The following is an 11,999-nucleotide window of genomic DNA, read 5'->3' as shown; positions in this document are numbered from 1 at the left end:
TCACAACTGCAGCAGCCACAGGCCGGCGGCGAAGATGGGCAGTGCCGCGAACACGCTGTCCAGCCGATCCATCAGGCCGCCGTGGCCGGGGAAGATGCTGCCCGAGTCCTTCACCTGGGCATGCCGCTTGAGCAGGCTTTCGAGCAGGTCGCCGACGATCGAGATGGCCACGGTGGCGGCCGCCAGCAGCGCCAGCGGCAGCAACCGCACGTCACGCACGTCGAGCAGCCAGGCGCCGACCAGCGCCAGCAGCACGCCGGCGACCAGCGCGCCGTAGGCACCGGCCCAGGTCTTGCCCGGGCTGATGTGCGGCGCCAGCTTGCGCTTGCCGAACGCGCGGCCGGCGGCATAGGCGCCGATGTCCGAGGCCCACACGGTCATCAGCGCCAGCAAGGTCCACCACTGGCCGTGCGGCGAGTGGCCATGGATGCGGACCAGGGCGACCCAGGCCGGAAAGATCACGAATGCGCCGGCCAGCACTTTCAGCGCGGTGTTGTCGCGCGTGGGTGCCGCGGCGAACGCGAAATGACGCAACCACAGGCAAGCCACCAGCCACCACGCCACGCCGGCAGCCAGCAGCCAGTCGATCCACGCGCTGTCACGCGCCAGCCAGAGCAGCACGAACACGACGGCCGCCGCGACCAGCAAGGCCACGCGGGCGCGGCCGCGCAAGCCGCTCAGTTGGGCCCACTCCCACCACGCCGCCAGGAAGGTCACGGCCACGATGGCGCCGAAGACGCCGGTCGGCGGCAGCAGGACGATCAGGATCGCCAGCGGCGCGAGCACCAGGGCGGTGAGAATGCGCTGAAGCAGCATGGAAATCCTCTAGGGGGCAGGGGCGAGCTGCGCGCTGGTGCGGCCGTAGCGGCGCTCGCGCGAGGCGTAGTCGGCGATGGCCTCGCGCAGGCAAGCCTGGTCGAAATCGGGCCACAGCGTATCGGTAAAGTACAGCTCGGCGTAGGCGACCTGCCACAACAGGAAGTTGCTGATGCGGCGTTCGCCGCCGGTGCGGATGAACAGGTCCAGTGGCGGCAGTTCGGCCAGGCTCATCCACTGGCCCAGCCGTGATTCGTCGATCTCGTCGGCGCGCAACTCGCCGTGCGCGACTGCCGCGGCAGCATGGCGACAGGCCTGCACGATGTCCCACCGACCGCCGTAACTCACCGCGATATTCAGTTGCAGCGCCGCATTGCCGGCAGTGCGATCCATCGCCGAGCGCATGCGCTGGCGCAGCGGCTCGTCGAAGCTGTTCAGGTCGCCGATGAAGCGCAGGCGCACGCCATGGCCGTGCAGTTCCTCCACCTCCTTGTCCAGCGCGCGCAGGAACAGGTTCATCAGCGCGCTGACCTCGTCCTGCGGACGCTGCCAGTTTTCGCTGGAGAAGGCGAACAGGGTCAGCACCGGCACGCCTTCGCGCAAGCAGGCTTCGACCACCTCGCGCACCGCGCGGCGCCCGGCGTTGTGACCGAAGCTGCGCGGGCGATGCCGCGCGCGGGCCCAGCGCCCGTTGCCGTCCATCACGATGGCGACATGGCGGGGAACCCGGGCAGCCGTGGCGGCCGGCATGCGGGGTGCGATGGCGCTCAGAGCGCCATCAGCTCCTCTTCCTTGGCCTTGACCACGGCATCGACGTCCTTGACCGCGCGATCGGTGAGCTTCTGGATCTCGTCGTCGAAACGACGATCCTCGTCCTCGGTGACCTGCTTGTCCTTGAGCAGGTCCTTGACCTGCTGCAGGGCATCGCGGCGCACGTTGCGGATGGCGATCTTGGCGTTCTCGCCTTCATGGCCGACGTGCTTGGCCAGCTCCTTGCGACGCTCCTCGGTGAGTGCGGGCATGTTGAGGCGGATCACGGTGCCGGCGGTGGTCGGCGTGATGCCGATGTCCGATGCCATCAAGGCCTTCTCGATCGGCGCCACCATGTTCTTTTCCCACGGCGTGATGAGGATGGTGCGCGCGTCGGCCAGCGTCACCGAAGCCACCTGCGCCAGCGGCATGTCCGCGCCGTAGTAGGAAACCTTGATGTGGTCGACCAGGGTGGTGCTGGCGCGGCCGGTGCGGATACGCGTGAGGTCGTGCTTGAGCGATTCGATGCTCTTGCCCATGCGGGCCTGGGCATCGTTCTTGATGTCGTTGAGCATGTGTCGTATCCCGGTGAATCTGGCAACGCGTGATTATAGCAGTGGCGGGCGTCGCCCCCGTGGGTCGGGCAGGCTCAAGCGACCAGCGTGCCGATCGACTCGCCGCTCATGATGCGCATGAGGCTGCCGGGCACGCTCATGTCGTAGATGCGCAGCGGCATGCCGTGGTCGCGGCACAGGGCGATCGCGGCAGTGTCCATCACCTGCAGGTTGCGCTGGATCACTTCCTCGTAGCTCAGCCGCTCGTAGCGGGTGGCGTGTGCGTCGCGGGCGGGGTCGGCGCTGTAGACGCCGTCGACCTTGGTGGCCTTGAGCAGCAGGTCGGCGCCGATTTCCACCGCGCGCAGCGCGGCGGCCGAATCGGTGGTGAAGAACGGGTTGCCGGTCCCGGCGGCGAACAGCACGATGCGGCCCTTCTCGATGTGGCGGATCGCGCGGCGGCGGATGTAATCCTCGGCCACGTCGTGGATCTGGATCGCGCTCATCACCCGCGCATAGCCGCCGCGCTTCTCGATCGCATCGGCCATCGCCAGCGCGTTCATCACGGTGGCGAGCATGCCCATGTGGTCGCCGGTGACGCGATCCATCCCGGCCGCAGCCAGGCCGGCCCCGCGGAAGATGTTGCCGCCGCCGATCACCACACCCACTTCCACGCCGGCGCGGCGCACTTCGATGATCTCCTCGGCGAGCCGGCCGATCACGTTCGGGTCGATGCCGTAATCGGCCTCGCCCATCAGCGCTTCACCGGAGAGTTTGAGCAGGATGCGGTGGTACTTGGGCTGGGCGCTCATGGGTTCTCCGGATTGTGTGGGGCAAACCGGCGCATTGTAGCGGAGAGCGGGAGCGAGGAGTGAGGGGAGAAGAGTGAGGAACGAGTTCGTGCGACCGATCTCCGGCCGCGAAAACGAAAAGGGCCGCGGCTTCCCGCGACCCTTGTTCGAAGTGCTGCTCTTTTTGAGAGTCCGGCCATGGATGGCCGGTTTTCACCGTCAGGGATGACGGGTCGCCTTACCTCAGGCCGGCCTGCTTCATCACTTCGGCGGCGAAATCCTCTTCCACCTTCTCGATGCCTTCGCCGACGGCCAGGCGGGCCACCGAGATCACGTCGGCGCCTTCCTTCTTCAGCGCCTCGGCCACCGTCACGTTGGTGTCCAGCACGTAGGGCTGGCCCAGCAGGGTGACTTCGGAAACGATCTTGTGGATCTTGCCGCTGATGATCTTCTCCAGGATCTCGGCCGGCTTGGCCTTGTCCTTCTCGGACATCAGGCTCAGCGCGATTTCCTTTTCCTTGGCGACGAACTCGGCCGGCACGTCCTCGGCGCGGACATGCGCGGGATTCATCGCCGCCACGTGCATGGCGATGCCCTTGGCCAGCTCCTCGGAGCCGCCCTTGAGCGACACCAGCACGCCGATGCGGCCGCCGTGGATGTAGCTGCCGATCACGCCGTCGTTCTCGATGCGGGCCATGCGGCGCACGTCGATCTTCTCGCCGATGGTGGCGACCAGCGCCTTGGCCGCGTCCTCGACCGTGCCGCCGCCCGGGTAGGCAGCCGCCTTCAGTGCGTCGATGTCGGCGGCGCCGGACTTCAGCGCGACTTCGGCCACGTTGTCGCTGAACTTCAGGAAGCTCGCGTCCTTGCCGACAAAGTCGGTTTCGCAGTTGATCTCGACCAGCACGGCCTTGCCGCTGGCCTGGTTGGTGACGATGCGGCCTTCGGCGGCGATGCGGCTGGCCTTCTTGTCGGCCTTGGCCAGGCCGGACTTGCGCAGCCACTCCATGGCGGCGTCGAGGTCGCCGTTGTTCTCGACCAGCGCCTTCTTGCATTCCATCATGCCGGCGCCGGAGCGCTCGCGCAGCTCCTTCACCATCTGGGCGGAAATATTGCTCATCGGTAGTTCTCCAATGCTTGGATGGCGCGACGGCAAGCAAACGCCGTCACGCATTGATCTCGGCAGCCTGGCGGCGGTCGATGACCGCCGCCACGGTGCTTACTTGGCGGGGGCGCCTTCGCTGCGCGCGCCACGGCCGCCGTCGCGGCGCGGGGCGGACTTGCGCGGGGCCGCTTCGCGACGCGGGCGGTCGACCTTGGCGACCGGGTTGCCTTCCTCGTCCAGCTCGACGAAGTCGTTGCCGTCACCCTGGGCGGCGGCCGGCGCGGCGGCCTTGCCTTCCAGGATCGAGTCGGCAGCGGCGCGGGCGTACAGCTGGATCGCGCGGATCGCGTCGTCGTTGCCCGGGATGGCGTAGTCGACCAGTTCCGGGTTGTAGTTGGTGTCGACCACGGCGATCACCGGGATGCCCAGCTTCTTGGCTTCCTGCACGGCGATGTCTTCGTGGCCGATGTCGATCACGAACAGCGCGTCGGGCAGGCGGTTCATGTCCTTGATGCCGCCCAGCGAGGCCTGCAGCTTGTCGCGCTCGCGACGACGGGCCAGCACTTCGTGCTTGACCAGCTTGTCGAACGAACCGTCGGTCTCGGCCGCTTCCAGCTCCTTCAGGCGCGAAACGGACTGCTTCACGGTGCGGAAGTTGGTCAGCATGCCGCCGAGCCAGCGCGAGGTGACGAACGGCATGCCGGCGCGCGCGGCCTCTTCGGCCAACGGCTCGCGGGCCGAACGCTTGGTGCCGACGAACAGGATGGTGCCGCGCTTCTGCGCCAGGCCCGACAGGAAATTCATCGCGTCGGTGAACAGCGGCAGGGTCTTTTCGAGATTGATGATGTGGATCTTGCCGCGGGCGCCGAAGATGTACGGGGCCATCTTGGGGTTCCAGTAACGGGTCTGGTGACCGAAATGGACGCCGGCTTCCAGCATCTGACGCATGGTGACTTGTGCCATGGGGTGTCGCTCCGATTGTCGGTTCCCTCGAGAAGGAACCTGGGGGTTGGGACCTCCACGCATCCCCGGCTTCGACCGCGCCTGACCCGATCTTGATGGTGGGCAAGGCGCGGCACCCCGAAGACGGTGCCGATGCGTGTGTGGCGTTGGTTTGGGTGTTGTACCGCGGAGGGTTACAATTCCCGTTCGCTTTGCGTGGGCCAACTCCCGAAAGGGAGGCATCGGCCCTGCAAAACTCCGAAATTGTAGCCGGTACGCCGGCAGTGCGGCAAGTCGCTGGATTTATTTGGCTTTTGCCGCCATATGAGTGGAACCGATGGCTATTACCCTGAAATCTCCGCAAGACCTCGAAGGCATGCGCGTCGCCGGCAAGCTCGCCGCCGAAGTACTGGCGATGCTCAAGGACTACGTCAAGCCCGGCGTCACCACCGAGGAGCTGGATCGGCGCGCCTACGAACACATCGTCAAGGTGCAGAAGGCGATCCCCGCCAACGTGGGCTACCACGGCTTCCCCAAGACCCTGTGCACCTCGGTCAACCACGTGATCTGTCACGGCATCCCGAACGAGGGCAAGGTGCTCAAGGACGGCGACATCGTCAACCTCGACGTCACCGTCATCAAGAACGGCTGGCACGGCGACACCAGCCGCATGTACGTCGCCGGCGCCCCCTCGGTGCTGGCCAAGCGGCTGGTCGACACGACCTTCGAGGCGATGATGCGCGGCATCGAGGCGGTGCGTCCCGGCGCCACGCTGGGCGACATCGGCCATGCCATCCAGCAGCATGCCGAGGCGGCCGGTTTCAGCGTGGTCAAGGAGTATTGCGGGCACGGCATCGGCAAGGTCTATCACGACGAGCCGCAGGTGCTGCACTACGGCAAGCCGGGCACCGGCGTCGAATTGAAGAAGGGCATGACCTTTACCATCGAGCCGATGATCAACGCCGGCAAGCCGCATACGCGCCAGCTGCCCGACGGCTGGACGGTGGTGACCAAGGATCATTCGCTGTCCGCCCAGTGGGAACACACGCTGGCGGTGACCGACGACGGCTTCGAGATCCTCACACCCTGGCCGGATGCCTGAAGCAGGAGTGAGTGGGGAGAAGCGGGGAAACAGAGTCGGGCGCGCGGCACTGGCGCCGGATGCCATGGAGACATGGCAGACTGCTTTCTCTCATGCCTCACTCCCATCCACTCATTTCCCGCTCCCATGAATCCAGCGCTCCCTCCCTTGCCGCGCCTGCCCGTGGCGGTGCCGCGCTCCGGCGTTTCGGCCGAGGCGCGGCGGGCGTTGCGGCAGTTGCTGGAGGACGTGGATCGCGGGTTGGCTACGGCGTTTCGCGACGGCATGGATGCCAGTGCGTTGGCGCGGCGGCGCGGCGAGTCAGTGGCGCGGGTGGTTGCGCATGTGTGGGTGGCCTGCCTCGGTGAAGTGACTGGTGCGGCACTGTTCGCGATTGGCGGCTTTGGTCGCGGCCTGCTGTTTCCGTATTCGGATGTGGATCTGCTGGCACTGGCGACGGCGTCCGAGCCGGCGCGCCTGCGGGCGCTGGAGCAGTTTTTCGCCACCTTGTGGGACATTGGCCTGAAGGTAGGTCATGCGGTGCGCGAACCGGCACAATGCCGGGCGCTGGCCGCTCAGGACGCCAGCGTGTTCACCAGCCTGCTCGATGCGCGGCGGCTGGCGGGCGATCCCGCGTTCGACGGCCAGCTGCGGGGCATCGTCGACGACCCGGCGTTGTGGCCGCCGCGCGCGTACCTGGCGGCACGGCTGGACGAGCGCAATGCGCGGCACGCCCGTTACGACGACACCGCCTACAACCTCGAACCGAATCTCAAGGACGGCCCCGGCGGCTTGCGCACGCTGGATTCGCTGCGCTGGATGGGACGGCGGCTGGCCCATGCCGGGGAGCTCTCCGAGCTGGTCGCCGAAGGCCTGCTCGACCCGGCCGAGCAGGCCCAGCTGGAACAGGCCGAATCGACGCTGCGTCGTTACCGCTACGCCCTGCATCTGGAGGCGGGTCGGGCCGAGGAGCGGTTGCTGTTCGATTACCAGCAGGCGCTGGCCGCACGCCTGGGTTTCCAGGACGAGCACGAGAAGAACCTCGGCGTCGAGCAGTTCATGCAGGGCTACTACCGCGCGGCCAGCCAGGTCGAGCGGCTCGGCGTGCAGGTGGCCGAGCGCTTCGAGGAGATGCTGGAGCCTCCCGCCGCGGAGCAGCCGGTAGGTGACGATTTCGTGCGTTATGGCGCGCGCCTGGCCGCGCGCGATCCGGAATTGTTCATGCGTCGACCCGCGGCGCTGGTGGAGATTTTCATCGCGCGGCTTGAACAGCCCGGCGTGCTGGGTTTCAGTGCCGACACCATGCGGCGCATCCACCAGGCGACCGACGCGCATGGTGGCCTGCTGGCGCGCGATGGCGAGGTGCTGGCCGCCTTCCTGCGCCTGTTGCGGCGCGGTGCGCCGGCGGTGGAGGCGTTGTGGCGGATGAACCGGCACGGCCTGCTGGCGGCGATCCTGCCGGCGTTCGGCAAGGTGTTCGGGCGCATGCAGTACGACCTGTTCCATGTCTACACGGTCGATGAACATACCTTGCGCGTGCTGCGCAACATGGCGCGCTTCGCCGAACCGGCGGCGCGCGCCGAATTTCCGCTCGGGTGCGAAATCTGGGCCAAGTTGCCCAAGCCCGAAGTGCTGCTGCTGGCAGCCATGTTCCACGACATCGCCAAGGGGCGCGGCGGCGACCATTCGGTGCTGGGCGAACAGGACGCGCGGGACTTCTGCGCGCGCCTGGGGCTTCCTGCCGGCGATGGCGAGCGGGTCGCCTGGCTGGTGCGCCATCACCTGCTGATGAGCACCACGGCGCAACGCCAGGACATCACCGATCCCGAAGTAGTACATCGGTTCGCCGAGGTGGTGGGCGACCGGGAGCAGCTCGGCCAGCTCTACCTGCTGACCATCGCCGACATCATCGGCACCAGCCCGCGCCTGTGGAACAGCTGGAAGGATCGCCTGCTGGCCGATCTCTACACCAGCACCCGTTATGCCTTGCGCAGCGATGTCGAGTTGCCGCGCGACGCGGGCGCCCGCGTGCGCGAATGCAGCGCGCAGGCGCTGGCCCGACTGCAGGAGGATGGCTTCGCCGAAGCTGCCGTGCGGAAGGCCTGGGAGGATTTTCCGCAGCTCAGCTTCTTGCGCCACCGGCCCGAACAGATCGCCTGGCAGACCGCGGCCATCCTGCGTGCGCAGGGTGCGGTGCCACTGGTTGCGGTGGAACCGTTGTCGGTGCGCGGCAGCACCGAGCTGTTCGTCTACACGCCCGATCGGGACGGCTTGTTCGCCACCGTGACGGCGATGCTGGACCGCCTGCGCTTCTCGGTAATGGAGTCGCGCATCCTCAGCTCGCCCACCGGCATGGCGCTGGATACCTTCCTGCTGCTAGAAGCCGACAGCCAGCAACCGGCCAGCGCCGCGCGCGCCGAGGAGCTGCAGCAGCGCCTGCAGCGTGCGCTGGCGCAATCGCTGGGCGTGCAGCCGAGCAAGCGCAGCATGTCGCGCCATCAGAAGCATTTCCAGATGACGCCGAAGATCAGCTTCCATGCGGCAGGCGGCCGGACCCAGATGGCCCTGGTCGGCACCGATCGACCCGGCCTGCTGGCGGCAGTGGCGCAGGTGATGCTGGGCGAGGACGTGCGCGTGCACGATGCGCGCATCGCCACCTTCGGCGAGCGGGTCGAGGATTTCTTCCAGCTGACCGATCGCGCCAACGCGCCGCTCGATGCGCAACGCCAGGAGCGCCTGCTGCAGGCGCTGCTGGCGCGGATCGGCCCCGCGCGCGAGTGAAACCGGCCGCTCGCGCTATCATGCCCGCCGCTGCGCGAGGCAGCGGCCACGTCCATTCGTCATGACCTATCTGTTGATCAAGTCGTTGCACCTGCTGTTCGTGATCGCGTGGATGGCCACGGTGTTCTACCTGCCGCGCATCCTGGTGAACATGGCCGAAGCGGCGAATGAGCCGGCGGTGCAGGCGCGGCTGCAGTTGATGGGACGCCGGCTGTACAAGTTCGGCCACAACATGTTCGGTATCGCCTTCCTGTTCGGCCTGGTGCTGTGGCAGGGCTGGCGGGTATTCCCGCAGAGCCTGCCGAACGTGGCCTCCGGCACGCACTGGATCGACGCCAAGCTGACCCTGGTCGCGGTGTTGCTGGTCTATTTCACCTGGGCCGGGCGCATGCTCAAGCGCAGTGAAAAGGGTCTGGCGCTGCCGTCGGCACGCACGTTGCGCTGGCTCAACGAGCTGCCGGTGCTGCTGCTGCTGGGCGTGATCTGGCTGGTGCTGGCCAAGCCGTTCTGAGGCTCTCCGCGTCGCGCGCGATCTGGGCTAGACTAGGATTTCGGCATCATCCACGAGACGAGGTGGCCCGCGCTTGCGCCGGCCGAGTGTGCGACATGACGACTACGCGCTGCCACGACTGACCGCCACCACGCCTTCGTTTGTCAAAGAAAGGGCGTCGCGCCCTTTTTTGCTTTTCCAGAGAAGCTTTCGCAATGATCGAGATTACGCTCCCCGACGGCAGCAAGAAGCCGTTCGAACACCCCGTCACCGTGCAGGACGTGGCCGCCTCGATTGGCGCCGGCCTGGCCAAGGCGACCCTGGCCGGCAAGGTCGACGGCAAGCTGGTCGACGCCAGTTTCCCGATCGAGCATGACGCCAGCCTGCAGATCGTCACCGAGAAAAGCCCCGAGGCGCTGGAGATCCTGCGCCACTCCACCGCACACCTGATGGGCCAGGCCGTGCAGCGGCTGTTTCCCGGCGCGCAGGTCACCATCGGCCCGGTGATCGACAACGGCTTCTATTACGACTTCGCCTACGAGCGTCCGTTCACGCCCGAAGACTTGCCGAAGATCGAAGCGGAAATGCACAAGATCGTGGCCGAGCAGTTGCCGGTCACGCGCAGCGTCAAATCGCGCGACGACGCGGTGGCATTCTTCCGCGGCCTGGGCGAGCACTACAAGGCCGAGATCATCGAGGGCATTCCGGCCGACCAGGACCTGTCACTGTATTCGCAGGGCGAATTCACCGACCTGTGCCGCGGTCCGCACGTGCCGAACACCGGCAAGCTGCATTCGTTCAAGCTGATGAAGGTGGCTGGCGCGTACTGGCGCGGCGATTCGAACAACGCGATGCTCAGCCGCATCTACGGCACCGCCTGGCTCAACGACAAGGACCTGAAGGCCTACCTGTTCCAGCTGGAAGAGGCCGAGAAGCGCGACCATCGCAAGATCGGCAAGCAGCTGGACCTGTTCCACCAGCAGGAAGAAAGCCCCGGCATGGTGTTCTGGCACCCGAACGGCTGGGCGATCTGGCAGCAGGTAGAGCAGTACATGCGCAATGTCTACCGCAGCAGCGGCTACCAGGAAGTGCGCTGCCCGATGGTGCTGGACGTGTCGCTGTGGAAAAAGTCCGGGCACTGGGACAACTACAAGGAGAACATGTTCTTCACCGAGTCGGAGAAGCACACCTTCGCGCTGCGCCCGATGAACTGCCCCGGCCACGTGCAGATCTTCAACGAGGGCCTGCGCAGCTACCGCGACCTGCCGTTGCGCTACGGCGAGTTCGGCGGCTGCCATCGCAACGAGCCGTCCGGCGCGCTGCACGGCATCATGCGCGTGCGCGCCTTCACCCAGGACGACGGCCACATCTTCTGCACGCCCGAGCAGATCGCGCCGGAGGTCACCGCCTTCCATCGGCAGGCGATGCAGGTCTACGCCGACTTCGGCTTCGACAGGATCGAGGTCGCCCTCGCGCTGCGCCCGGATCAGCGCATCGGCGACGACGCGGTGTGGGATCGGGCCGAGGCTGCACTGCGGGGTGCCCTGGCGGCCGCCGGGGTGACCTGGACCGAACTGCCGGGTGAGGGCGCCTTCTACGGCCCCAAGATCGAGTACCACATGCGCGATTCGATCGGCCGCGACTGGCAGGTCGGCACCATGCAGGTGGATTTCATGATGCCCGAGCGCCTGGGCGCCGAATACGTCGATGAGCAATCCCGGAAGCAGCATCCGGTGATGCTGCACCGGGCCATCGTGGGTTCCATGGAGCGTTTCATCGGCATTTTGATCGAGCACCACGCCGGCCTGCTGCCGACCTGGCTGGCACCGGTGCAGGCGATGGTGTTCAGCATCACCGACGCGCAGGCCGGCTACGTCCGCGAGGTCACGCAAGCCCTTGTCGACAAAGGTTTCCGGGTACAATCGGATTTGCGCAACGAGAAAGTCGGCTATAAAATCCGCGAACATACGATGCAGAAAGTGCCTTATCTGCTCGTGGTCGGCGACCGCGAGAAGGAGACGGGCGCGGTTTCTGTCCGTACCCGTTCCGGCGAGGATCTGGGCAGCATGCCGCTGGCCGATTTCATCGAGCGACTGGAGACCGAAACCCGGCGTTGAACGCCGAGCGGTCTGTTTCATCAATTCTTCTGGAGGATCGTGGTATCGCAACCACCGACAACAAGGGTAATCGTCGCAACCTGGAAATCCGCGTTCCGCGGGTGCGTGTCATTGGCGCGGATTCCGAGCAACTCGGCATCCTGAGCCGTGACGAAGCACTGGCGCTGGCGCAGGAAGCCGGCATGGATCTGGTCGAGATCCAGCCCAATGGCGATCCGCCCGTATGCCGCATCATGGATTACGGCAAGTTCAAGTTCGAAGCCCAGAAGAAAGCCCAGGCCGCCAAGAAGAAGCAGAAGCAGGTCGAGATCAAGGAAGTGAAGTTCCGTCCGGTCACGGACGTGGGCGACTACCAGATCAAGCTGCGCAACATGCTCCGCTTCCTGGAAGAGGGCGACAAGGTCAAGGTCACCATCCGCTTCCGCGGCCGCGAGATGTCGCACCAGGATCTGGGCCAGAACCTGGCCCGCAAGATCCAGGAAGACGTCGGTGACAACGGCCAGGTCGAGTCGTATCCCCGGCTCGAGGGACGCCAGATGGTCATGATGATCGGGCCGAAGAAGAAATAGGCT

11 protein-coding genes are annotated in these 11,999 nt (G+C 66.3%); 5 read left to right on the top strand and 6 right to left on the bottom strand.

Going from position 1 to position 11,999, the window contains the following annotated elements; translation table 11 throughout:
• The 6 genes from B1991_RS03795 to rpsB form a co-directional block, all read right to left on the bottom strand.
• Positions 1-816 carry a phosphatidate cytidylyltransferase gene (locus B1991_RS03795; protein WP_136257373.1) on the bottom strand — a complete coding sequence of 272 codons (816 nt, stop codon included), beginning with the start codon at positions 814-816 and terminating at the stop codon, positions 1-3.
• 9 nt (positions 817-825) lie between these two features.
• Positions 826-1,566: a polyprenyl diphosphate synthase gene (gene uppS / locus B1991_RS03790; protein WP_136257372.1), complete on the bottom strand. Its 741-nt coding sequence runs from the start codon at positions 1,564-1,566 to the stop codon at positions 826-828.
• A gap of 17 nt (positions 1,567-1,583) precedes the next feature.
• Positions 1,584-2,141 (bottom strand): ribosome recycling factor, encoded by a 558-nt coding sequence (gene frr, locus B1991_RS03785; protein ID WP_136257371.1) that lies wholly within the window; start codon positions 2,139-2,141, stop codon positions 1,584-1,586.
• 74 nt (positions 2,142-2,215) lie between these two features.
• Complete coding sequence (gene pyrH / locus B1991_RS03780) at positions 2,216-2,932, bottom strand: UMP kinase (RefSeq protein ID WP_136257370.1); 717 nt, start codon at positions 2,930-2,932, stop codon at positions 2,216-2,218.
• Between the two features lie 217 nt (positions 2,933-3,149).
• Complete coding sequence (gene tsf, locus B1991_RS03775) at positions 3,150-4,031, bottom strand: translation elongation factor Ts (protein ID WP_136257369.1); 882 nt, start codon at positions 4,029-4,031, stop codon at positions 3,150-3,152.
• A gap of 99 nt (positions 4,032-4,130) precedes the next feature.
• Positions 4,131-4,979, bottom strand: a complete 849-nt coding sequence (gene rpsB / locus B1991_RS03770) for a 30S ribosomal protein S2 (RefSeq protein WP_136257368.1) — start codon at positions 4,977-4,979, stop codon at positions 4,131-4,133.
• A gap of 316 nt (positions 4,980-5,295) precedes the next feature.
• Here rpsB and map point away from each other — a divergent pair, with 316 nt between their 5' ends.
• The 5 genes from map (at position 5,296) to infC (ending at position 11,996) form a co-directional block, all read left to right on the top strand.
• On the top strand, positions 5,296-6,060 hold the full coding sequence (gene map, locus B1991_RS03765) for a type I methionyl aminopeptidase (protein ID WP_136257367.1): 765 nt from the start codon (positions 5,296-5,298) through the stop codon (positions 6,058-6,060).
• Positions 6,061-6,186: 126 nt separating this feature from the next.
• Complete coding sequence (gene glnD, locus B1991_RS03760) at positions 6,187-8,820, top strand: [protein-PII] uridylyltransferase (RefSeq protein WP_136257366.1); 2,634 nt, start codon at positions 6,187-6,189, stop codon at positions 8,818-8,820.
• A 61-nt stretch (positions 8,821-8,881) separates the two neighbouring features.
• Positions 8,882-9,331 (top strand): CopD family protein, encoded by a 450-nt coding sequence (locus tag B1991_RS03755; RefSeq protein ID WP_136257365.1) that lies wholly within the window; start codon positions 8,882-8,884, stop codon positions 9,329-9,331.
• Positions 9,332-9,525: 194 nt separating this feature from the next.
• Positions 9,526-11,427 carry a threonine--tRNA ligase gene (gene thrS / locus B1991_RS03750; RefSeq protein WP_136257364.1) on the top strand — a complete coding sequence of 634 codons (1,902 nt, stop codon included), beginning with the start codon at positions 9,526-9,528 and terminating at the stop codon, positions 11,425-11,427.
• A gap of 44 nt (positions 11,428-11,471) precedes the next feature.
• A complete protein-coding gene (gene infC, locus B1991_RS03745) occupies positions 11,472-11,996 on the top strand; it encodes a translation initiation factor IF-3 (RefSeq protein WP_342773760.1) in 525 nt (174 codons plus the stop codon).
• The last annotated feature ends 3 nt before the right edge of the window (positions 11,997-11,999 follow it).

This window comes from Rhodanobacter lindaniclasticus, from assembly GCF_004799035.1.
Taxonomy (GTDB): domain Bacteria; phylum Pseudomonadota; class Gammaproteobacteria; order Xanthomonadales; family Rhodanobacteraceae; genus Rhodanobacter; species Rhodanobacter lindaniclasticus.
The sequence above is the reverse complement of the archived record's forward strand: the minus strand, read 5'-3'. Positions and strand labels throughout refer to the sequence as shown.